Origin of the sequence: Alishewanella jeotgali KCTC 22429 (assembly GCF_000245735.1) — a bacterium.
Lineage (GTDB): Bacteria > Pseudomonadota > Gammaproteobacteria > Enterobacterales > Alteromonadaceae > Alishewanella > Alishewanella jeotgali.
The window spans coordinates 78,563-100,505 of record NZ_AHTH01000005.1 but is presented as its reverse complement, the minus strand read 5'-3'; the positions used below and the strand labels follow the sequence as shown (position 1 = coordinate 100,505).

Below are 21,943 nucleotides of genomic sequence, written 5' to 3'. Positions count from 1 at the left end.
ATACATCCCTGTAGGCTTCATTCAGGCATCCATGCCTTCAAGACTTGGCTTAAAGCAATCCGGTTCCCTGCTAATAAAGTTACTGGATTAATCCAATAACTCCACCAGACGAATAGCATCACCGATATAGCCGGCAGGTGACAGCTGCTTCATCTCGGCTTTTACCGCATCCGGCAGCGCCAGACCATCGATAAAGACGGCCAGATCGGCAGCGCTGATCCGCTTACCACGGGTCAGTTCTTTTAGCTTCTCGTACGGCTTTTCAATGCCATATTTGCGCATTACCGTCTGCACCGGCTCGGCCAGTAATTCCCAGTTGGCGTCCAGCTCGGCCAGCAGGTTGGCTTCGTTCACTTCCAGCTTGCTGATCCCTTTTAAGGTGGCCTGATAGGCAATCAGCGTATAGCCAAAGCCGACACCGAGATTACGCAGTACGGTAGAGTCGGTCAGATCTCGCTGCCAGCGTGATACCGGTAACTTGGCGGATAAATGGTTAAACAGCGCATTGGCGATGCCGAGGTTACCTTCTGAGTTTTCAAAGTCGATCGGGTTAACCTTGTGCGGCATGGTTGAAGAGCCAATTTCGCCGGCCACGGTTTTTTGCTTAAAGTGACCCAGTGCAATATAGCCCCAGACGTCGCGGTCAAAATCCAGCAGGATAGTATTAAAACGGGCGATGGCATCAAACAGCTCGGCAATATAATCATGCGGCTCAATTTGCGTGGTGTACGGGTTCCAGCTGATGCCCAGCGAGCTGACAAAGCGCTCGGCAAAGGCATGCCAGTCCAGCGTCGGGTAAGCCGATAAATGCGCGTTGTAGTTACCGACAGCGCCGTTGATTTTACCCAGCAGGCTGACCGCAGCAATTTGCTCACGCTGGCGCTTTAAACGCACATAGACGTTCGCCAGCTCTTTACCCATCGTAGTGGGGGACGCCGGTTGACCGTGCGTACGCGCCATCATCGGCACCGCTTTTAACTCCAGCGCCAGCTTTTTAATTGCTGTTAGCAAGGCATCACATTCAGGCAGTAATACGCTGTCGCGCGCTTCGCGCAGCATCAGCGCATGTGACAGGTTATTGATATCTTCGGAGGTACAGGCAAAGTGAATAAACTCACTGATGGCGGCAAGTTCGCTATTGCCGGCGACTTTTTCTTTTAACAGATATTCAACGGCTTTCACGTCGTGGTTAGTGGTGCGCTCAATATCTTTGACCCGCTGTGCATCGGCCAGGCTAAAGTTATCGACGATTTGATTTAGCAGCGCATTGGCCTCTGCGGATAACGCCGGCACTTCGCTGATCGCCGGCTCGGCGGCCAGCTGCTGCAACCAACGCACTTCGACCAAAACCCGGTACTTGATTAAACCAAACTCGCTGAAAATCGGGCGCAGCGCGGCAGCTTTGCTACCGTAGCGGCCGTCGACCGGCGAAATGGCAGTAAGGGCATTAAGTTCCATGAAAACTCCTGATCTTATAGTGCGGGAAGACTGGCCAGCGCTTTCTGCGCTGCAGCCAGGATTTTCCGTCGTTTAAAAATAAAGTTTAGCCGGCTGCCGCCAGCCTGACGCCAGAGTACGGCAGAGCGGATTGCCGCCAGCAGCAGGGCGCGCACTTTTTGCTGCACACTGCTTTGACTGAGTAATTCCGGTTGGCCGTAAATTTGAATGCGGGCGCCGAGGCTGCTAATGCAGTCGGTATAGATATCGGCCAGTTTGCCAATAATAGTCTCATCGGTAACACTAAAATGCTGCAATTGCCGCTCCAGTTGCGAGAGTTGCTTGCCCAGCTCGGCCATATTGTCGCGGTTTTTATTCAGTCGCCGCTCCAGCGCCAGTACGCCGACCAGGTAACGGGTGAGCTCAACGTCTTTTTGTGGCTTATCGCCCAACTGCTCAATAATCAGTTGCAGCCCTTCGCGTAAATTCGTCAGTTCGCCACCATAAATATCCAGCGGCGTAGCGGGGTTCAGATTGATTACGCTACCCAGCATAATTTCCAGTTGCGCTTGTTGCGAATCGGTACTGCGGGCCACTTTTTGCACCAACTTGGCCGCCTGACACAGGCCGGCCAGCGCATAAATTTGAGTTTCTAACGATACTTGCATCTTAGCTTAGTGCCTCATCAATAATACCACCGCCAAGGCAGACTTCATCCAGATAGAACACTGCCGACTGACCAGGGGTTACCGCTTTTTGTGGGCTATCAAAAATCACCTGCAGCCGGCCATCAGAGCGCGGTGTGACTGTGCAGGGAATATCATGTTGCCGGTAGCGGGTTTTTACCGTTAAGCGGCAAACTTGCTGTGGCCCGGTGCGATCCACCCAGTGCAGTTGACTGGCGATCAACCCGCTGGATAACAGCGCCGGGTGATCATGGCCCTGCGCAACCAGTAACCGGTTGAGCGTGAGATCTTTGCCGACCACATACCAGGGATCGTCGCCGCCATCGCGTAAACCGCCAATGCCTAAGCCTTTGCGCTGGCCCAGGGTGTGATACATCAGGCCCTCGTGGCGGCCGATAATTTTGCCATCATCAATACTGACAATATCGCCCGGCTGAGCCGGTAAATACTGCTGCAGAAAATCTTTAAACTTGCGCTCACCGATAAAGCAGATGCCGGTGGAGTCTTTTTTATCATGGGTGACCAGGCCTTGTTGCTCAGCAATGGCGCGCACGGCTGGCTTTTCCAAATCGCCAACCGGAAACAAGGTTTGCGCGATATGTTGCTCAGCCAGGGTGTAGAGGAAGTAGCTTTGATCTTTATTGTGATCCAGACCACGCAGCATTTGCCAGTGACCATCCTGATAACGGCGGCGTACATAATGGCCGGTAGCGATATAGTCAGCGCCCAGCGCTTCAGCGGCAAACTCCAGAAAGGCTTTAAACTTGATTTCTTTATTGCACATAATGTCCGGGTTAGGGGTGCGCCCGGCTTTATATTCGGCTAAGAAATACTCGAACACATTGTCCCAGTATTCGGCGGCAAAGTTGACCTTGTGTAATTTGATACCCAGTTTATCGCATACGGCCTGGGCATCGGCCATATCTTCTGCGGCAGCACAGTATTCGTCGTTGTCGTCTTCTTCCCAGTTTTTCATAAACAGGCCTTCCACCTGATAACCCTGTTGCAACAACAGGTAGGCGGAAACGGACGAATCAACGCCGCCGGACATCCCGACGATTACTTTTTTACTGCTATGCTCTGACATGACACCGCGCTTAAAGACTGCCTGAATTAAAGGCGCGGATTATAACACCAAAATAGCGGCGGCAAAAATGCTCGCTACCGGAAAAAAGCTGACTAAGCTGCGGTTTACTGTCAGCAAAGCGGTTGGATCAATGACAATGGCAGTCGGGTACCGGCTAAACAGAGATCGATGGCATCCAGCACCAGCTGACTGCGCGGAGGCAGTTTTTGTGCCAGCAGTTCACTTTTATCAAGCCAGTGTAGCGCCAGAATATCCGGATCCTGGGGCTGAAATGCTGCTGGCAGCTGGTCGGGCTCAAACAAAAAATTCACCCGCACATAGGTATGGCCGTTGCTGGCCTTTAACTGCGAAATGCCAAGCCAGGCTGAGGGCAGCAGGGTCAGGCCGGTTTCCTCGTATACTTCGCGGCAGACGGCGCTGAGCAGATCTTCATCCTCTTCCATATGGCCGGCAGGCTGGTTTAACACTTCCCGGCCACTGAGTTTGTCGCGTTCCTGGACCAGTAAAAACCGGCCCTGATAATAAATCACCGCCGCCACGGTCAGATGGAGTCTGTTCCTGCTCATAGTTATCCTACACTGTCCCTAAAGTTCGATAATACGGTGCTGGCCCGGTGCCAGCTCACCCAGTTGCCAGTCACCAATCTGTACCCTGACCAGACGCAGTGTCGGGAAGCCGACCGCGGCGGTCATCCGCCGTACCTGACGGTTTCGCCCTTCATGGATGGTTAATGCCAGCCAGCTGGTCGGAATATTGGCCCGATAGCGAACCGGCGGCTGCCGCTGCCAGAGTTCGGGTTCGGCCAAAAGCTCAGCCTGGGCCGGCAGCGTCATGCCGTCGTTAAGTTGTACGCCCTGACGTAGCTTTACCAGCGCCTGTTCGTTAATTTGCCCCTCGACCTGAACCCAGTAGGTTTTCGGTGCTTTAAATGCCGGGTCAGCAATTTTTTGCTGGGTCTTGCCGCAATTGGTTAACAGCAGCAGGCCTTCGCTGTCCCGATCCAGCCGGCCGGCGGCATAGATATCCGGGATGGCCAAAAAATCAGCCAGCGTCTGGCGTGGCGGTGTACTGTTGTCGGTAAACTGGCTTAATACATCGTAGGGCTTATTAAAGAGTACCAATAGTGGATTTTCTACCTTAGTCCTATTGTTTTTTGCTGAAAAAGCCTTATGTTTTGGCCGGGTCGGCCGTTTCTGAGCATTCACGCCTGATCTCTGCATCTGATGTTGACCGTAATATTTAAACGCCGCGGCGCCAAGCTGCCGTTTAACCGGGTGGTGTGCCGCTGGATGTGCGCTGCCTGTTTTATTCGCCCTGATGCTGATATACTCAGCGGGCTTCGTTTGGCTGCGTTTTAAACAATTTCCACACACGGGTGGCGATGGCCTTGTCATGGCGATCCGGCGCTAACAATACAGGAACTAACATGTCGAAAGAAAGTGCAAAAATTATTTACACCATTACTGATGAAGCGCCAGCGCTGGCGACTCAGTCGTTATTGCCGATTATTGAGGCCTTTTCTGCCGCGGCCGGTGTAGCCGTTGAAACCCGTGATATTTCCTTGTCGGGCCGTATTATTGCGAGCTTTCCGGAATTTTTAACTGCTGAACAACGCATCAACGACGATCTGGCTGAGCTGGGTGAACTGGCGAAACAGCCGGATGCCAACATTATCAAGCTGCCAAATATCAGCGCCTCTATTCCGCAAATGAAAGCGGCAATTAAAGAATTACAGGCTCAGGGCTATGCGCTGCCGGATTATCCGGAAGAGCCAAAAACCGAGCAGGAGCGTGATGTCAAAGCACGCTACGACAAAATCAAAGGCTCGGCGGTAAACCCGGTATTACGTGAAGGTAACTCTGATCGTCGCGCACCGGCTTCAGTTAAACAATATGCCCGGAAAAATCCGCACAGCATGGGTGCCTGGAGCAGCAGCTCCAAGTCTCATGTCGCCCATATGACGGCGGGTGATTTTTATGGCTCTGAGCAATCCGCTACCATGGCTGCTGATGATGTGCTGAAAATCAGCCTGCAGCAGGCCGATGGCAGCGTTAAAGTATTAAAAGAAAAAGTCGCGGTGCTGGCAGGTGAAGTGGTCGATGCCACCTTTATGAGCGTTAAAGCGCTGCGTGACTTCTATGCCGCTGAAGTAGAGAGCGCGAAAGCGCAGGGCGTACTGTTCTCGCTGCATTTAAAAGCTACCATGATGAAGGTATCAGACCCCATTATGTTCGGTCATGCGGTAAAGGTGTTCTACAAAGAAATCTTTGCCAAATATGCCGCTACCTTCGACAAGCTGGGCGTGGATGTGAACAACGGTATTGGCGATCTTTATGCCAAGCTGCCGCAACTGCCACAAGCCGAGCAGGAAGCCATAGTGGCCGATATCAAGGCGCTGTATGCCAGCAAGCCAGCGATGGCGATGGTGAACTCCGATAAAGGCATTACCAACCTGCATGTACCAAGCGATGTGATTATCGATGCGTCTATGCCAGCAATGATCCGCAGCTCCGGTCAGATGTGGGGCCCGGATGGTCAGTTACATGATACCAAAGCCGTGATCCCGGATCGCTGCTATGCCGGTGTTTATCAGGAAACGATCGAATTCTGTAAGAAAAACGGCGCTTTCGACCCGCGTACCATGGGCTCAGTACCGAACGTTGGCTTAATGGCGCAAAAAGCCGAAGAATACGGTTCACACGATAAAACCTTCGAAATCCCGGCCGCCGGTACCGTAGTGGTAACTAACAGCCAAGGCGAAGTAGTATTTAGCCATCAGGTCGAAGCCGGTGATATCTGGCGCATGTGTCAGGTAAAAGACGCCCCTATCCGTGATTGGGTGAAACTGGCCGTTAACCGCGCTCGTTTAAGCAGTACGCCAGCCGTGTTCTGGTTAGACAGCGCCCGCGCCCATGACGCTGAGCTGATTAAGAAAGTACAAAGTTACTTAAAAGAGCACGATACCACTGGTCTGGATCTGCAGATTATGTCGCCGGTTGATGCCACCCGTCATACCCTGGCGCGGATGAAGCAAGGTCTGGATACCATCTCTGTGACCGGTAACGTGCTACGCGACTATCTGACTGACCTGTTCCCAATCCTGGAATTGGGTACCAGCGCCAAGATGTTGTCTATCGTGCCACTGATGAACGGCGGCGGCTTGTTCGAAACTGGCGCCGGTGGTTCAGCACCTAAGCACGTCGAGCAGTTTGTTGATGAAAACCATCTGCGCTGGGATTCACTGGGTGAGTTCCTGGCCTTAGCGGCCTCACTGGAGCATCTGTCTCAGGTTGCCGGTAACAAGGTGGCGCAGATCCTGGCCGATACCCTGGATCAGGCGACAGCCTTATTCCTGGACAACGACAAATCACCACGTCGTAAAGCCGGCGAGCTGGATAACCGTGGTAGCCACTTCTATCTGGCGATGTACTGGGCCCGCGCCATGGCGAAACAACAGGCTGACAGTGCACTGGCAGCACGCTTCGCTAAACTGGCGGATACGCTGGAAGCCAGCGAACAGCAAATCCTGGCGGAGTTAAATGGCGTACAGGGTAAGGCAGTGGATATCGGCGGTTACTACCGTCCGGATCAGGCCAAAGTGGCTGCAGCGATGCGGCCAAGCGCAACCTTAAACGCGGCGCTGGCAGCACTGTAATAGCGGTGAGCGGCCCGCTATCCGGCTATAGCCGGGGCGGGCTGCAAAGATGTCTTGTGCTCTGTGTAATAGCACAGCAAACGCAGGACAACAAAAAAGCAGGCGTCGCCTGCTTTTTTGTTTTCAGGTCCGCTGTGCTATTCGTCAACGCCGGGCAGCTTGATATTGACAGCGTGTAAGCCTTTGGGGCCCTCAGACAAGTCGAATACCACGTCCTGGCCCGCTTTTAGCGTGCGGTAGCCATCCATGTTAATGGTTGAATAATGGGCGAAAATATCTTCGTCGCGTCCGTCTTCCCGGATAAATCCAAATCCTTTGGCATTATTGAACCATTTCACTTTACCGGTAGCCATACTACTTACTTCCTTCTCTAAGTTAGCTATATTCTGTATGCTAGTGAAGCACTAAGCAGGAGCCGGAACTGGCCCCGTTATTTAATGTAGATAATTTGAGCAAACAGTCAAGGTATTTGCAAAAATAAGCTAAAACCTTTACGCAATTTTAATAACACGCGCCTTTGCTGGATGGCGCTCGGATGGCTATAGTTAATTTATGAGCGGTAAGCAGAATCCCAACGTACATTTTGATGATATCGCAGAACTCACCCGGCAGCGGTTGGCACCGCCACCGATGTATAAGGTGATTTTGCATAATGATGACTATACCCCAATGGACTTTGTCATCGATGTACTGAGCCGGTTCTTTAATATGCAGTATGAAAGAGCCACCGAAATTATGCTGAAAGTACATTATGAAGGCAGCGCGGTTTGTGGGGTTTTTACTGCCGAAATTGCCGAAACCAAGGTGCAGCAAGTGATGACCTATGCCAAGGAGCATCAGCATCCGTTGCTCTGTACCATGGAACGCGCTTAAAACCGTTGGCATCCCGGGGCTGTGGCCAAGGATGTCTCTAACTCAGGTGGATTAGGAGTGATGTATGTTAAATAAAGATCTTGAGTTAACGCTGAATATGGCATTCAGGTTTGCGCGCGAACGCCGGCATGAATTTATGACGGTTGAACATCTGTTACTGGCCTTACTGGATAACCCTTCTGCGGGCGCGGCGCTGAAATCCTGCGGCGCTAATCTGGATAAGCTGCGCCAGGAGTTGGCCAGCTTTATCGACTCCACCACACCGGTGCTGCCGGAGGGGGAGCTGGAGCGCGATACGCAGCCGACACTCGGCTTTCAACGCGTGCTACAGCGCGCGGTCTTTCATGTGCAATCCTCAGGTAAGTCGGAAGTCAATGGCGCTAACGTTCTGGTGGCGATCTTCTCTGAGCAGGAATCGCAAGCGGTTTATCTGCTGAAAAAAATCGATATCACCCGGCTGGATGTGGTGAACTACATCTCGCACGGCATTACCAAAACTGAAAAGCTGGAACAGCATGATGATAGCCAGCAGGAAGAGATTGGCGAGCAGGGCGCAGAAGAGCACCGTTACCTGGAAAACTTTACTGCCAACCTGAATGTACAGGCGAAAAATGGCCTGATCGATCCGCTCATTGGCCGCGATACCGAAGTGGAGCGGGCAGTGCAGGTACTGTGCCGGCGGAAGAAAAATAATCCGCTGTTAGTCGGCGAAGCTGGCGTCGGCAAAACGGCCATTGCTGAAGGTCTGGCCTGGCGCATCGTACAGCAGCAAGTGCCGGAAGTGATTGCTGATGCCACTATCTACTCGCTGGATATGGGTGCTTTGCTGGCCGGTACCAAGTACCGTGGCGATTTTGAAAAGCGCTTAAAGTCGCTGTTAAAAGAAATTGAGCGCGAGAAAAACGCCATCCTGTTTATTGATGAAATTCATACCGTGATTGGTGCAGGTGCGGCCTCGGGCGGTGTGATGGACGCGTCAAATCTGATTAAGCCGTTGTTGTCGAGCGGCCGCTTACGCTGTATGGGGTCAACCACCTATCAGGAATTTAAAAATATCTTCGAAAAAGATACCGCACTGGTGCGGCGCTTCCAGAAAATCGATGTGGTAGAGCCCAGTGTCGAAGATACCACCCGCATTCTGCTTGGCTTAAAAGAGCGCTATGAGCAGCACCATAATGTGAAATACACGCAGAAAGCACTGCGCGCTGCTGCTGAACTGTCGGCAAAATATATCAGCGAGCGGCATTTACCGGATAAAGCCATTGATGTGATTGATGAGGCCGGTGCCTCACAACGGCTGCTACCGGCATCGAAGCGCAAAAAAGTGATTAACGTTGCTGAAATTGAGCAGGTGATTGCCAAAATCGCCCGTATTCCGGAGAAGTCAGTCTCCGCTTCGGATAAAGAAGTGCTAGCCAATCTGGATCGTAATCTGAAATTGGTGGTCTTTGGCCAGAATGCACCCATTGAAGCGCTAACGGCGGCGATCCGCTTATCGCGTTCAGGCTTGGGTAACGAGGAAAAGCCCATCGGCAGCTTCCTGTTTGCCGGGCCTACCGGGGTTGGGAAAACCGAAGTTACCAAACAGCTGGCCAAGGTGATGGGTGTTGAGCTGCTACGCTTTGATATGTCGGAGTATATGGAGCGGCATGCGGTGAGCCGTTTAATTGGTGCGCCACCGGGCTATGTCGGTTTTGAGCAGGGCGGCTTGCTGACTGATGCGGTCTCCAAGCATCCATATTCAGTGGTGCTGCTGGATGAAATCGAAAAGGCACACTCGGATATCTACAATATCCTGTTGCAGGTGATGGATCACGGTACTCTGACCGATAATAACGGTCGCAAGATTGATTTCCGCAATGTGATCCTGGTGATGACAACTAACGCCGGGGTGCAGGAGACGGTACGTAAGTCGATTGGCTTTAAACAGCAGGATCATAGCCATGACGCGCTCAGTGAAATCAATAAAACCTTTAGTCCGGAATTCCGTAACCGGCTCGATGGCATTATCTGGTTTCAACATCTGGATCAGGAGATTATTCTGCAAATCGTTGATAAGTTTATTTGCGAACTGCAGGTACAACTGGATAAGAAACAGGTGTCGTTGGAGCTCAGTAGTGAAGCCCGGCACTGGCTGGCAGCCAAGGGATATGATCAGGCGATGGGCGCTCGGCCGATGGCAAGAGTGATCCAGGAACAACTGAAAAAGCCTTTGGCTAATGAAATCCTGTTTGGGGTGCTAACTGAGGGTGGCGATGTGCGGGTGGAACTGGTGGCGGATAAACTGGAATTCCATTATCAGACCAGTAAAACCGCGGCGACCGAAGCACAGCCGGGTTAATAAGCCGCTCACCGGCAAACAGATGTGGACTAAAACGCAAAAACCCGGCGATGCCGGGTTTGCCTTAAGCTGGCGACGAAAAGCACTAAGTCGGCATTTCGTGCAGACCTAGGCTGCTTAACGCTGGCGGAATACGATCCGGCCCTTGGTCAGATCATAAGGCGTCAGTTCTACGGTAACCTTATCACCGGTTAAAATGCGGATATAGTTTTTGCGCATTTTGCCGGAAATATGTGCGATCACCACGTGACCATTTTCCAGCTCAACTTTGAACATGGTGTTTGGCAGGGTATCCAAAATGGTACCTTGCATTTCAATTACATCTTCTTTCGCCATTCAGCGTACTCGCCTCTAATAAAATTTGGTGCCTTTGGAAAAACAGCGCAGATTGTGCCGAAAAGCCACCGATAAGTAAAGCAGCAAGCGCTTTTTTAAGCAAATGAGTGCCAGCCGCCATCGAAATAGCGCTGATGCGGCAGAAATTCCTGCTTATAGGCCATTTTGCGACAGCCATCGACCTGATAGCCGAGGTAGACATAGTCCAGCTGCTGCTGTGCCGCCAGTTTTAGCAGATACAGGATTGCTAACTTACCGGGGGAAAAAGACTCTGCCTGCCGGGCAAAAAAGGTGTACACCGCTGAATAGGCGCCTGCGAGTTCATCCACCACCATCACGGCCTGTAACACCCCGGCCTGATACAACTGCAGCAAGCTGATCGGCTGCCATTTACTGTTTAGCAGCGAGTCCAGTTGCTCCTGCGTTGCCGGATGCATCACCCCATCCGGATGCTTAAAAGCAATATAGTCGGCAAATAACGCAAATAGTTGTTGTCGCTCAGCCACCGCGTCGGGCACCTTGCTTAGCTGACACTGCCAGCCGCTGCGCGCGGCTTTGCTGAGCAGGCGCCGCTGGCTGCTGCTTGGCGTAAAATCTGGCAGCGGGATCCTCAGTGATTGGCAGGCGTGACAACTGGGGCAATGTGGCCGGTACAGTTGATCACCGCTGCGGCGGAAATTATGTTTGATCAGCAACTGATATAAACTGGCGTCCATTGGCTGTGGACTGAGCAATACCGCCAGTTGCTCTTGCTGCGAACTCAGGTAGCTACAGGCGGCAGGTGGGGTCAGGCCAAACTGCAAGCTCTGCTCAGTCATGCCCAGGCTCCAGTAGCAGCGGCTGGCTTCGCCAATGCTCTGCCGGTGCAGGTGTCTTGGTTAAGGTTGCAATCAGCGGCAGGTAGTCGCGCCGGGACAGGGTAGTGGCGCCAAGTTTCAGTAAGAACGGGTTAGGTAACTGACAGTCAATCCAGCCGGGGGCATAGCGCTGCAAATGCTGTTGCAGCGCTATCAACGCAAACTTAGCGCCATTATCAATGCGGTTAAACATCGATTCACCGCAAAACAGCTGACCCAGCTGCACGCCATATAAGCCACCGACCAGTTGCTTGCCTTGCCAGACCTCGACACTATGCGCCAGACCTTGTTGGTGCAGCGCCAGATAGGCTTGCTGCATCGGTGGCAGGATCCAGGTTTGCGCCTGACTGGGCCGGGGTTCGGCACACTTGCTGATCACTTCGGCAAACGCCTGATTTAGCGTTACGGTTAAACCTTCGCGGCGTAATTGCTTGCGCAAGGTACGGTTTAAGCTAAGCGTATCGGGCGCAAAGACGGCGCGGATAGCAGGGCTCCACCAGAGTAGAGGATCGCCTTCAGAAAACCATGGAAAGATGCCGCTTTGATAGGCCAGCTGCAAGCGTGCCACCGAGAGATCACCGCCCATCGCCAGCAAGCCATCGGGCTCCCGCAGCGCCTGTTGCACGGGCGGGAACCAGAGTTCATCTGCTAATAGCTCCGGCAGATAGATAGGCATCAGGCAGGGCGCGGGCAAGCTGAAGCCGTATGTTGCGGCTTCATACGCTGTTATTTACCCAGGGCGTCCAGATAGCGCTCGGCATCCAGCGCAGCCATACAACCGGAACCGGCTGAGGTAATGGCCTGACGGTAGATATGGTCTGCCACATCACCGGCAGCGAACACCCCGGCGATGCTGGTCTGAGTGGCATTGCCTTCAGTGCCGCTTTGCACTTTCAAATAACCACCATTCATCTCCAGCTGACCGGCAAAAATATCGGTATTGGGTTTGTGGCCGATGGCGATAAAGACGCCTTGCAGTGCCAGCTCTTTTGCCGCTTCGCCTTGAGTCGATTTTAACCGCACACCGGTTACGCCCATCTCATCACCCAGCACTTCATCCAGTTCGCGGTGGGTATGCAGGATAATATTGCCGCTGGCAACTTTAGCCATTAAGCGGTCAATGAGTATTTTTTCGGCTTTAAAGCTGTCACGACGGTGCACCAGATGCACTTCGGCCGCGATATTGGATAAATACAGCGCTTCTTCCACCGCAGTATTACCACCACCGACTACCGCGACTTTCTGATTGCGGTAGAAGAAACCGTCACAGGTGGCACAAGCTGACACACCGCGGCCGCTATACGCCTGCTCCGACGGTAAACCCAGATATTTGGCGGAAGCGCCGGTGGCGATAATCAGCGCGTCACAGCTGTACTGGCCGTTGTCGCCGGTCAGGATAAAGGGCCGCTGTTTCAGGTTAACGGTATGAATATGGTCAAACACGATTTCGGTATTAAAGGTTTCCGCATGCTCACGCATCCGCTCCATCAGCGCCGGGCCAGTTAAACCGTGCGCATCACCGGGCCAGTTTTCGACTTCGGTGGTGGTGGTCAGCTGACCGCCTTGCTGCATCCCGGTGACCAATACCGGTTGTAAGTTGGCGCGGGCCGCATAAACGGCGGCAGTGTAACCGGCAGGGCCAGAGCCCAGAATAAGCAGTTTGCTGTGTTTAACCTCTGACATCAGAGCACTCCATTGGAAAATAATGCAAAAAAGATAGCGGGATTCTACGGAAAGCCAGCACAAAGCGAAACCCCGTTGTCGGGAAATGGCGACGGTATAACTGTAAATAAAGGCGCACGCAGCATTAAAAAATAAGTTGTTGCAGATGGGGATTATCGATGGTCACCTTTAGCTGGCGGATCTGAGACAGTGGTAGCAGCTGTTGCGTGCTCTGCTGCTGCAGCACCAAGCATTCCTGTCGCGTCGTGTTATAGCGGGTGTCTATGGCGGTGCCACTTAGCATATCGCCATTGTGCAGTGTCAGCAGCAGCGGATAACGATAGAGGCAGACAATCTCGATATAATCATGTTTGTCACAATCCAGCATAGTCGTGTCATCCCGGGTTCGTTCAGTTCAGCAAGGTATAGCCAAACTCACGCTGAACTGCAACCCATCAGTCTGCTGTAGCTAGCCGCCTGGTCTGCTCGCTATACCCTGCGGCTTTGAACCGCTACAATACGCCCTTTTGTAAGGAGGCCTTATGCCATTACTGGTGGTTATCGGCTATGTCTGGCCTGAGCCGGCGTCTTCCGCGGCAGGCAGTCGGATGCTGAGTTTAATTCAGCTGTTTCAGGCGCAAGGCTGGCGGGTTTGCTTTGCCAGCGCGGCTGAGCCCGGGCCGCATCGGATTGATTTACCGGCCATTGGCGTCACCGAGCAGCGCATTGCCCTAAATTGCGATAGCTTTGACCGGTGGCTGAAAGAAAAGAACCCGCAGGTGGTGTTATTTGACCGTTTTATGCTGGAAGAACAGTTTGGCTGGCGGGTCGCGGCAAGTTGTCCGGATGCCCTGCGCCTACTGGATATGGAAGATTTACATGCGCTGCGCCAGGCAAGGCACGACGCCGTTAAAGCCGGGGACGCGCTGGTGGCAAAAGAGGTAGCGGTAGCGCGGCTAAATAACGAGCTGGCGCTGCGGGAAATTGCCGCCATCTATCGCTGTGATCTGACACTGGTGATTTCCGATTATGAGATGCAGCTGCTACAGCAGCATTACCGGGTGCCATCTGAGCTGCTCTGTTACTGTCCGTTCTGGCATGCAGCCAGGGTGCCGGCCGTGCCGGCTTTTGCTGAGCGCGCACACTTTATCAGTATCGGCAATTTTCGCCATGCCCCGAACTGGCAGGCGGTACTCTGGCTGAAACAACAACTCTGGCCGCAGATCCGCAAGGCCTTACCACAGGCCGAGTTACATATTTACGGCGCCTATCCGCCGCCTAAAGCGACGGCATTACATAATGCCCGCGACGGTTTTTTGGTGAAAGGCTGGGCTGCGGACGCGGTAGCGGTGATGCAACAGGCGCGGCTTTGCCTGGCGCCGCTGCAATTTGGCGCCGGGTTAAAAGGCAAATTGCTCGAAGCGATGCAATGCGGCACTCCCAGTGTTACCACCTCAATTGGCGCCGAGGGCATGCAGGCTGGCGCAGGCTGGGGCGGCGCTATTGCCGATACTGCAGAGGCGTTTTGTCAGGCCGCCGTGGCTTTAAATCAGGATGAAACGCCCTGGCTGGCAGCACAGCAGCAGGGCTATCAGATCCTGCAGCAGCGCTTTGGCGCTGAGCAGGCCAGCCGGGTTTGGCAACAATTAGCGTCTTTGCTCAATGCCAGTGCTGAGCAAACCGCTGCGCGGCGGCAACGCAATTTTACCGGCCTGATGTTACAATCACACGCTTATCGCAGCAGCCACTATATGGGGCTGTGGATCACCGCAAAAAACAGGGTTTCAACATGATTACACGGCAGCAATTCGTCGCTTTTATTGATGAAAAACTCGGCAGTGCCCGCATTAAAGATTATTGCCCGAATGGCTTACAGGTAGAAGGGCGCGACACGATCCGTACGGTAGTGACCGGCGTGACCGCCAGTCAGGCCCTGCTGGAGCAGGCGGTGGCGCTCAACGCCGATGCTGTGCTGGTACACCATGGCTATTTCTGGAAAAACGAAGCGATGCCGGTGGTGGGGATGAAAAAGCAGCGCCTGGCCACCTTGCTGAAACATGATATCAATTTACTGGCCTATCATTTGCCACTGGATGTGCATCCACAGCTGGGTAATAACGCTCAGCTTGGCAAAATACTTGGGATCACGGCGCCGCAGCCGGTGCTAACCGCTGAACCTGCTGGCGTACTGCAAATGGGGCAGTTGGCTGCGCCAGCAAAGCTCACACAGCTTGCGGCATCGCTAAGCCAGCAGCTGCAGCGTGAGGTTTTGCTCGAAGATGCCGGTATTGGTGAGATCCGCACTGTCGCCTGGTGTACCGGTGGCGGCCAGGGCTATATTGAACAAGCGGCGGCGGCCGGGGCGCAGTTATTTGTTACCGGCGAAGTGTCAGAGCAAACCATTCATGTCGCGCGTGAGCTTGGGATCCATTTTATCGCTGCCGGCCACCATGCCACCGAGCGCTATGGTATTAAAGCGCTGGGCGAATACCTGGCGGCTGAACTTGGCCTTAGCGTCCACTTTATCGATATTCCTAATCCGGCCTAAAGCCGGCCTAACCAGATGCTTTAGCCAACGCCACTATGAGCCAATCTAAGCCATTAAAAGATCGTAATTTTGATAACCTGGCCAGCCGCTTTGCCAGCAATATTTACCAGACTACTAAGGGTAAAATTCGCCAGGCGGTATTGCTGCGTGATTTGCTGGAATTACCCGAGCTCGCTGCGCCAACCGCCATTCTCGATGTTGGCGGTGGCCAGGGCCAGCTGGCGCTAAAGCTGGCTGCGCTGGGGCATCAACTGCATCTGACTGATATTTCGGCTGAGATGTTGCAACTCGCGGCAGAGGAGGCAAAGAATCAGGGGCTGAGCGCGCAGTTACAGATCAGTCAGAGTTCACTGCAAGACTTACCGCAGCGGCTTGGCGGGCAAGCTTACCCGCTGGTGCTGTGTCATGCAGTGCTGGAATGGCTAGCCGAACCAGAAGCCGCGATTAGCCAGTTACGGCAACTGGTGCAGCCGGGCGGCATAGTATCGCTGATGTTTTATAATCAGGATGCGCATCGCTTAAGTAATATCATTTACGGTAACTTTGCCTATGTGCAGGCCGGGTTAAAAGCGAAAAAACCGGTACGGTTAAATCCGCAGCAGCCGTTATCGCCCCTGCAGGTATTGCAGTGGTGTCAGCAGTCGGGCTTTAGTCTGCTTGGCAAAACCGGGGTGCGTTGCTTTCATGATTATTTGCGCGATCGTAGTCAGCAGCAAAGTCATTATGCTGAGTTAGAAGCGCTGGAGCTGCAGTATAACCGGCAGGAGCCTTATGCCTCGCTGGGCCGTTATATCCATTTGCTGTTACGGGCCTAATCAAACTCAAACTTGTACAACAAGTCGACAGCATTATCCAGACCCGATACTGCTTCCAGATACAAATTACGCAGCAGCCGGTAACGCAGCGTAAACTGACCAATTGGCTGAAAGATACCAATGCCGTATTTTAGCTGCAGATCGCGGGTTAAATAGCCACTTACCGTCACCTGCGAATTATCGCCGGCACCTTCGGTATCCAACATTAAATCACTGACGCCAAAGGCTTCACCGATTTCGCCAACCAGCTTGCCGCTGGAGGAAATACTCATACCAATCAGACTGGTGGTAACACTGTTAGCATTAAAGCCCGACTCGCTGTCCAGATCCTTGCCCATAATCAGGTATGACAGGGCATTGGCCTGAGGTTTAGCAGGTTCAGAGAAAATGGTAACTATGGGTTCGTCGGCCGGGCCCGTTACCCGAATGCCGGCAATCACATCGTCTTCCATATTGACCGGATTGCGGATAGCCTCAACGTTCAGGAACGGCTGATCGGCCGGGCCATTAAAGGTCAGTTTGCCCTGACGGATTAGCAGATCCTGGCCGTAAGCCCGGAAGGTACCATCAACCAGTGAGACTTCCCCGCGCACACTGGGGTTAAACTGCTGTTGCTGCACCCGTAACTCACCCGCTAAGCGGCTTTTTAAGCCAAAGGCCTCCAGCCTGACTTGTTGCCCTAAGCGCACGCGGATATCGGTTTCCAATGTAAATTGACTACTTTGCTCTTCAGTGATCGGTTGCAGGCGCCGGTCCAGCAGCACATGATCGCTGGATAAGCCAATGGCATTTTGCGGTAAGGTATTGACACTGATATTGGCGCGCGGGATCTGTAAGGTACCGGTGAGTCGACTGCGACCAGGTTCAGCGTTTATCAACAGATTAGGCTGCACGAACAGCTCTGCTTGCGGGATCTGCAGTCGTAGTGGATCGCCGCTGATCCCGAGGTTTGCCTGCCAGGCGTCCAGATTACGCCAATCGGCAAAGCCTGCCAGGTCAATTTTGCCCTCAGGTGTGCGCACCAGGCCGTTTAACTCAGCGCGTTCACCACGAAAGCTGATCACTAAGTCCGCCTGTTCGATATCAGTTGGCGCCAGCTTACCCCTTACTTTTAGGCCATCCAGACGCAGCTCACCACGCAGCTGCGGGTTATCCAGGCTGCCATCCAGACTTAACTGGCTCGACAGGGTACCGGCCAGTTCACTGTATTCGTCAAGTAACGGCTTTAAAAAATCCAGAGTCAAACTGGTGAGTGCAAGTTCGGCGCGCAGGGGCTTTTCTGCTTGATCCAATTCGGTAACTAGGGCTTGCGCTGTCAATTGGCCGCTATCAGCTAATTGTAACGTCAGCTTACTGCGTAACTGATGCGCCGCCATTTCGGCGCTCAGTTCCAGATCGCGCCAGGGCAGGGTCACCGGCACATCGAGTTGTTGCAACACCTGGCCACTGCTACTTTGTAAACCAAAAGTCAGTTGTGGCGCCTGTCCGTGCCGCCAATTGATATCTAGCTGGGCGGCAAGCTCACCATTAATGCTGCTTTGCAGCGGTAACAGGCTATTCAGATTTTCCAGCGGGTAATCGCTGAGCGCCAGCTTTGCCTGCACCTGCGTAGCTGATAGCGTGGCCGCTTCGCTGAGGCAGAGTCTGGCATCCAACTGCGCCCAGCAATGTGCCGCCAGCATCAGTTGTTGCGCCGGCAGGTCAGCCTTAATAGCGAGTGGCTCGGCGAGTTGCCAGTCACCTAACTGGCTGGCCAGTAAAAACTCGGTTAGCTGCCCCTGCCAGAGCTGACGTTGGCTTAGCGAGCCAGCCGCCTGCAGCTTAACCGCCAGCCCTTCGGCTTTAAGCTGTGCCTTTAGCTGATGTGCATCTTCATCACCCGCTAAGCTTAGCTGTAATTCTTGTAAGCGCTGCTGTTGCCAGCGCGCTTGCGAAAGCTGCAGCGTCAGGCTGGTGCGCAATTTATCTGCCAAATCAGTAGTGGCGATAAGTGATGCCTGACGCAGCCGGGCATCCTGATATGCCAGTCGCTCAGCGTTTAGCTCCAGTGTGACTTTTGGCGTCAGCATCGGGCCTGTTACGGCAATACTGCCTTGCAGTGCGCCGCGCAGCTCTGGGTAAGATAAGGCCGCATCCGGCACTGACAATTCAGCCTGCAACTGCCAGTCTTGCTGCAATTGGCCATAGAGCCGTAACTGGTTTTGGCCATGGCTTAACAGCAGATCCGGGCTGTTAAACTGCCAGTCGCTAAAATCTGCATTGCTACTCAGGGTCAAAGAGCCTGCCAGCAGCAGCGGCAGTTGTCGCAGTTCGCCTTGCATCGCCAGCTGCGGCAGTTGCAGTGCTAAACCGCTGTTCGGGTCCAGTTTGCCCGCCATTTGCAACTGGCCACTTAATTGCCCCTGATAATCGGGCCAGTAGGCACCGGGTTTAATGCCGTCCATCGCCAGTTGTAGTTGCCAGTTAAGTGCCGGCTCTAAGTTAAGCTCGCCTTTGGCCTGCACCTGGCCATCAAGGGTGGTGAGCTGCAGCTCGCGGATAGCAGCGCGTTGTTGCCAGTTAAACCAGCTGGCGTCCAGACGCAGTCCGGCATCAGGTAGCCCCGTGGATCGCAGTTCTGTGGCAAGGTTTAATTGCAGCTCGGTCAGATTGCCGTCGAGCTCTAGCGCCAGAGCGGACAGCTGATAGTCCGGTTGTTCAAGCGGCCAGCGTAATTCCCGGGCTTGCAGTGCCAGTTGCAGCGGTAAGTCGGCGCTGAGCAAGGCCAGTCGCCCTTGTAATGCCAGGTTAAGTGGTCCGCTAGCGTTGATCTCAGCAATCAGCTCGGCCAGCGAGCCGCGCAGTTGTCCCTGCAGACGCTGCCCGGCCAGGGCGGTGTCTTGCAGCAGGGCATCGAACTGCGCAGACAATGGAAAGCCTGTTGCTAAATCAAGATTGGCACTAAGCTGAGCTTGTAGCTGTGGGTGCGTCAGTTGTAAATCAAGCAGGCGCACTTGCCGTGGCGTTAGTTGGGCACTAAAGGTCAGCAGCGGCAAGCTAAAGAGCTGCTCGCCTTGCTGTAGCTCGCTATGACTAAGCTGAAAATCATCAATAAAAACCGATAGTGGTAAGCTAAAGGGGCTAAGCTCTGGTGCTGGGTAGGCGGTCAGCGGCTCGGCGTCACTGCTACTGTCAGCAAGTGTGACGAGCAAACCGTCCAGCCGGCCTTGCTGTAACTGTAGCCGGTTACCCCAGGCGTTCAAGCCAATACTAAAGTGCTGCCAGGCCAGTTGCTGCTCTGGCAAGTTAAGTTGTAGCCGTTCAATCAGCAGCCGGTCAATTTTTAACGGGATCGGAAACGCCAGGCCGGCCAGCCGTCGTGGCGTATTAGCCTCGGACGCGCCGATATGCAGCGTTGTCGGTTCGCTGTCAAGTGCCGGTTCAGCAGCAGTTGCCGCCTGCGCCGATGACTGATCAGTAGGCTGGCTGTTAATGGTGACGCCATTTAGCGCCAGCTCGGGAATACAGAGCCGGAACTGGATCAGGCAGCGTTTTTGTAGCCGCAGTTGTAGCTGCTCCAGGCTAAGATCCAGCTCAGGGCTTTGATAACTTAGCTGCTTGAGGGTTACGCCGCCAAGCCAGCTGCCGGAAGCCTCGGCAACCTTAAGTTCTGGCACGGCTTTTTCTGTCAGGTACAGGCTAAATCGTAAGCCGGACTGACTGAACAGCAACCAGCAAAGTAATAGTAACAATGCCCAGAGCGGCCAGAAAATGCCGCGGTCAAGCCAGGTGAGCAGGCGCTTCATAGCTCAGGCCCCAAAGAAAAATGCAGCTGAAAGGGCTTACCTTCCGCATCCAGACCCCAGGCAAAATCGATCCGCACCGCACCTATAGGTGAACCCCAGCGTACGCCAAAGCCCACGCCTTTTTTCCAATCCGGTGTCTTGGTCCAGGCACTGCCATAGTCAGCAAAGGTTGCCAGCCACCAGTTACCGGTTACCCGATATTGATATTCCAGCGAGGCGGTTGCCATATAGCGGCCACCAATCAATTCGCCGTCCTGGTTGCGGGGGGAAACGGACTCGTAGGCATAGCCGCGCAGATTATTATCGCCGCCGGCAAAAAAGCGCAGTGACGGCGGCAAATTATCAACCGCTTCCATTAGCACAGCGCCACCATCTAACCGGCTAACCAGACGATGCCGGTCGCCAAAGCTGTCGATATAACCAGCGCGACCGCGCAAGCGGACAAAGCTTGCTGCGGAGCCCCAGCTCTGATCGGACACTTCAATCCCCAGCAGCAGACGATCCGCCCGGCTGGGCATGCCACTGCCGGTTTGCCGGCTGCGGGAAAAGCTGATCCCCGGCATAATTAAACTGCTGTTATCTTCCTGATCCGCTTGGGTATAGTCTTCATAGAGCCAGCGGATACTGGCGGTGCGGTACCAGTCATTGCGCAGCAGCCAGTGCCGCTCCAGTGCCAGATTCGATTCAATAGAGCGGGTGTCCTGATAATCGCGGTTACGTAAGCCATACTGCAATTGCCAAAAGTCAGTAGCAACGCTTTCCAGCGGCAGCCGGTAAGCGGCCTCAATACTTTGCTCCGCCTGCGACAGCGCCAGTTTGCTGTTCAGGCTGTGGCCGCGATCATTTAACCAAGGTTTTAGCCAGTTGAGTTTAATGCGGGCACCGACATCGTCAGAGAAACCAATACCGGTTTCGATACTGTTGCGTTTGCGTGGCGCCAGTTCAACATCGATCGGTAGCAGCCGCTGGTCGATGGCCTCAGTACTGGCCGTAACCAGGATAGACGAAAACCAGTTGGTATTGGCCAGTGCCTGATTTAGCTCACCCAGTTGGGTTGCCAGATAGGGGGCGTCAGGCTGAAAAGGTACCAGTGAGCTCAGGCGCTCAGGCGCAATTTGTGAGCCACTAAAGCGCACTTCGCCAAAACGGTAACGCTGGCCGCTGTCAAAATGTAAGCGCACAAAAGCCTGACGGCGGGAGGGCGCGACTTCCAGCCGCTGCAGGCTAAAACGGGCGTCAAAATAGCCGCGACGCTGCGCCAGACTATTCAGGGCACTTTTGAAACTGTCATAACGACCATGGTGCACCACCTGACCGACCTGTGGTGCCTGGCGTAACAAATTCTGAAACTCGGGATCCGTGGCCGCATCGCCGAGCAATTGAATATCGGTCTCGGTGATCCGAATGGGCTCGCCGGGTGTGACCTGAATTAATAAGCGACTGCCATTTTGGCGGGTGCTTTGCAGCGTAATGGTAATCTCGCTATGGTAGTAGCCAAGCGCCTGCATCGCTTGCGCAATATCTTGCTCCAGCCGGGCTTGAAAGCGCAGCGAGGTCGAAATTTCACCTGCTGCGTAGCGGTCGAGGAATAACTTAACGTTATCCTCCAATTCGCCTGACAGACCTGTCAGGCGCAAGGTGGTTTGCGCCAGCACAGCAGGGCTTAGCAGTAGCAAGGTTAATAACAAATAGCGCATTAAAATCCTGTTAAGATGCAGTCAATACCGGACAACTTGCTGGCGGCGGTATCGGTCAACTCAACTTAAAGTGTACCTTAAGCCTGAACGCAGTACAGTAAAACTGAGGCCAACTGCGGGAATTTTCGCCAGTTAAAACGCGGTGTCTTGAAAGGATCACCTCT

19 protein-coding genes are annotated in these 21,943 nt (G+C 53.7%); 6 read left to right on the top strand and 13 right to left on the bottom strand.

Annotated features, from left to right (window positions below):
• Positions 1-87 precede the first annotated feature (87 nt).
• The 5 genes from purB to AJE_RS02015 form a co-directional block, all read right to left on the bottom strand.
• Complete coding sequence (purB, locus tag AJE_RS02035) at positions 88-1,458, bottom strand: adenylosuccinate lyase (protein ID WP_008610204.1); 1,371 nt, start codon at positions 1,456-1,458, stop codon at positions 88-90.
• A gap of 14 nt (positions 1,459-1,472) precedes the next feature.
• The gene (gene hflD, locus AJE_RS02030; RefSeq protein WP_008949427.1) at positions 1,473-2,105 is read right to left on the bottom strand and encodes a high frequency lysogenization protein HflD; all 633 of its coding nucleotides are present in this window, start codon (positions 2,103-2,105) and stop codon (positions 1,473-1,475) included.
• Between the two features lies 1 nt (position 2,106).
• Positions 2,107-3,210, bottom strand: a complete 1,104-nt coding sequence (mnmA, locus tag AJE_RS02025) for a tRNA 2-thiouridine(34) synthase MnmA (RefSeq protein WP_008949426.1) — start codon at positions 3,208-3,210, stop codon at positions 2,107-2,109.
• 110 nt (positions 3,211-3,320) lie between these two features.
• Entirely contained in the window at positions 3,321-3,776 is a 456-nt protein-coding gene (locus AJE_RS02020) for an NUDIX hydrolase (protein WP_039927893.1), read from the bottom strand.
• A gap of 18 nt (positions 3,777-3,794) precedes the next feature.
• A complete protein-coding gene (locus AJE_RS02015; RefSeq protein ID WP_039927998.1) occupies positions 3,795-4,331 on the bottom strand; it encodes a pseudouridine synthase in 537 nt (178 codons plus the stop codon).
• Positions 4,332-4,636: 305 nt separating this feature from the next.
• On the opposite strand from AJE_RS02015, the gene AJE_RS02010 reads away from it, so the two are divergent.
• Positions 4,637-6,865, top strand: a complete 2,229-nt coding sequence (locus tag AJE_RS02010) for an NADP-dependent isocitrate dehydrogenase (RefSeq protein ID WP_008949423.1) — start codon at positions 4,637-4,639, stop codon at positions 6,863-6,865.
• Positions 6,866-7,002: 137 nt separating this feature from the next.
• Here the strand turns inward: AJE_RS02010 and cspD are convergent, their stop codons facing one another.
• The gene (cspD, locus tag AJE_RS02005) at positions 7,003-7,218 is read right to left on the bottom strand and encodes a cold shock domain-containing protein CspD (RefSeq protein WP_008610211.1); all 216 of its coding nucleotides are present in this window, start codon (positions 7,216-7,218) and stop codon (positions 7,003-7,005) included.
• Positions 7,219-7,417: 199 nt separating this feature from the next.
• Here cspD and clpS point away from each other — a divergent pair, with 199 nt between their 5' ends.
• Entirely contained in the window at positions 7,418-7,738 is a 321-nt protein-coding gene (gene clpS / locus AJE_RS02000; protein WP_008610212.1) for an ATP-dependent Clp protease adapter ClpS, read from the top strand.
• Between the two features lie 64 nt (positions 7,739-7,802).
• Positions 7,803-10,079: an ATP-dependent Clp protease ATP-binding subunit ClpA gene (gene clpA / locus AJE_RS01995; RefSeq protein ID WP_008949422.1), complete on the top strand. Its 2,277-nt coding sequence runs from the start codon at positions 7,803-7,805 to the stop codon at positions 10,077-10,079.
• Between the two features lie 117 nt (positions 10,080-10,196).
• Here clpA and infA read toward each other — a convergent pair whose 3' ends face one another.
• From infA to AJE_RS01970, 5 genes are all read right to left on the bottom strand, one after another.
• A complete protein-coding gene (infA, locus tag AJE_RS01990) occupies positions 10,197-10,415 on the bottom strand; it encodes a translation initiation factor IF-1 (RefSeq protein ID WP_008610216.1) in 219 nt (72 codons plus the stop codon).
• A 95-nt stretch (positions 10,416-10,510) separates the two neighbouring features.
• On the bottom strand, positions 10,511-11,233 hold the full coding sequence (locus AJE_RS01985; RefSeq protein ID WP_008949421.1) for an aspartate/glutamate leucyltransferase: 723 nt from the start codon (positions 11,231-11,233) through the stop codon (positions 10,511-10,513).
• Entirely contained in the window at positions 11,226-11,948 is a 723-nt protein-coding gene (aat, locus tag AJE_RS01980) for a leucyl/phenylalanyl-tRNA--protein transferase (protein ID WP_008949420.1), read from the bottom strand. Before aat ends, AJE_RS01985 begins: the two co-directional genes overlap by 8 nt.
• Positions 11,949-11,998: 50 nt before the next feature.
• Positions 11,999-12,955, bottom strand: coding sequence for a thioredoxin-disulfide reductase (gene trxB, locus AJE_RS01975; RefSeq protein ID WP_008949419.1), 957 nt, complete (start codon positions 12,953-12,955; stop codon positions 11,999-12,001).
• A gap of 124 nt (positions 12,956-13,079) precedes the next feature.
• Positions 13,080-13,322 (bottom strand): Rho-binding antiterminator, encoded by a 243-nt coding sequence (locus AJE_RS01970; protein ID WP_008949418.1) that lies wholly within the window; start codon positions 13,320-13,322, stop codon positions 13,080-13,082.
• A 154-nt stretch (positions 13,323-13,476) separates the two neighbouring features.
• On the opposite strand from AJE_RS01970, the gene AJE_RS01965 reads away from it, so the two are divergent.
• From AJE_RS01965 to AJE_RS01955, 3 genes are read left to right on the top strand one after another with little or no spacing between them, the layout of a single operon-like run.
• On the top strand, positions 13,477-14,727 hold the full coding sequence (locus AJE_RS01965) for a glycosyltransferase (protein WP_008949417.1): 1,251 nt from the start codon (positions 13,477-13,479) through the stop codon (positions 14,725-14,727).
• A complete protein-coding gene (locus AJE_RS01960) occupies positions 14,724-15,482 on the top strand; it encodes a Nif3-like dinuclear metal center hexameric protein (RefSeq protein WP_008949416.1) in 759 nt (252 codons plus the stop codon). Before AJE_RS01965 ends, AJE_RS01960 begins: the two co-directional genes overlap by 4 nt.
• Positions 15,483-15,517: 35 nt before the next feature.
• Positions 15,518-16,297, top strand: coding sequence for a methyltransferase domain-containing protein (locus AJE_RS01955; RefSeq protein ID WP_008949415.1), 780 nt, complete (start codon positions 15,518-15,520; stop codon positions 16,295-16,297).
• Here AJE_RS01955 and tamB read toward each other — a convergent pair.
• Entirely contained in the window at positions 16,294-20,082 is a 3,789-nt protein-coding gene (gene tamB / locus AJE_RS01950; protein WP_008949414.1) for an autotransporter assembly complex protein TamB, read from the bottom strand. The two genes, AJE_RS01955 and tamB, sit on opposite strands and share 4 nt — an antisense overlap.
• Positions 20,079-21,779, bottom strand: coding sequence for an autotransporter assembly complex protein TamA (gene tamA / locus AJE_RS01945; RefSeq protein ID WP_008949413.1), 1,701 nt, complete (start codon positions 21,777-21,779; stop codon positions 20,079-20,081). The genes tamB and tamA overlap by 4 nt, the downstream gene beginning before the upstream one ends.
• Positions 21,780-21,943: the final 164 nt, after the last annotated feature.

Excerpts from the sequence above, each read along its gene's own strand:
- AJE_RS02020 (WP_039927893.1), bottom strand. The coding sequence starts at position 3,776 with ATGAGCAGGAACAGACTCCATCTGACCGTGGCGGCGGTGATTTATTAT.
- AJE_RS01965 (WP_008949417.1), top strand. The coding sequence starts at position 13,477 with ATGCCATTACTGGTGGTTATCGGCTATGTCTGGCCTGAGCCGGCGTCT.
- AJE_RS01960 (WP_008949416.1), top strand. The coding sequence starts at position 14,724 with ATGATTACACGGCAGCAATTCGTCGCTTTTATTGATGAAAAACTCGGC.
- AJE_RS01970 (WP_008949418.1), bottom strand. The coding sequence starts at position 13,322 with ATGCTGGATTGTGACAAACATGATTATATCGAGATTGTCTGCCTCTAT.
- aat (WP_008949420.1), bottom strand. The coding sequence starts at position 11,948 with ATGCCTATCTATCTGCCGGAGCTATTAGCAGATGAACTCTGGTTCCCG.
- AJE_RS01985 (WP_008949421.1), bottom strand. The coding sequence starts at position 11,233 with ATGACTGAGCAGAGCTTGCAGTTTGGCCTGACCCCACCTGCCGCCTGT.
- hflD (WP_008949427.1), bottom strand. The coding sequence starts at position 2,105 with ATGCAAGTATCGTTAGAAACTCAAATTTATGCGCTGGCCGGCCTGTGT.
- tamB (WP_008949414.1), bottom strand. The coding sequence starts at position 20,082 with ATGAAGCGCCTGCTCACCTGGCTTGACCGCGGCATTTTCTGGCCGCTC.
- AJE_RS02010 (WP_008949423.1), top strand. The coding sequence starts at position 4,637 with ATGTCGAAAGAAAGTGCAAAAATTATTTACACCATTACTGATGAAGCG.
- cspD (WP_008610211.1), bottom strand. The coding sequence starts at position 7,218 with ATGGCTACCGGTAAAGTGAAATGGTTCAATAATGCCAAAGGATTTGGA.
- infA (WP_008610216.1), bottom strand. The coding sequence starts at position 10,415 with ATGGCGAAAGAAGATGTAATTGAAATGCAAGGTACCATTTTGGATACC.
- clpA (WP_008949422.1), top strand. The coding sequence starts at position 7,803 with ATGTTAAATAAAGATCTTGAGTTAACGCTGAATATGGCATTCAGGTTT.
- clpS (WP_008610212.1), top strand. The coding sequence starts at position 7,418 with ATGAGCGGTAAGCAGAATCCCAACGTACATTTTGATGATATCGCAGAA.
- AJE_RS01955 (WP_008949415.1), top strand. The coding sequence starts at position 15,518 with ATGAGCCAATCTAAGCCATTAAAAGATCGTAATTTTGATAACCTGGCC.
- tamA (WP_008949413.1), bottom strand. The coding sequence starts at position 21,779 with ATGCGCTATTTGTTATTAACCTTGCTACTGCTAAGCCCTGCTGTGCTG.
- trxB (WP_008949419.1), bottom strand. The coding sequence starts at position 12,955 with ATGTCAGAGGTTAAACACAGCAAACTGCTTATTCTGGGCTCTGGCCCT.
- mnmA (WP_008949426.1), bottom strand. The coding sequence starts at position 3,210 with ATGTCAGAGCATAGCAGTAAAAAAGTAATCGTCGGGATGTCCGGCGGC.
- purB (WP_008610204.1), bottom strand. The coding sequence starts at position 1,458 with ATGGAACTTAATGCCCTTACTGCCATTTCGCCGGTCGACGGCCGCTAC.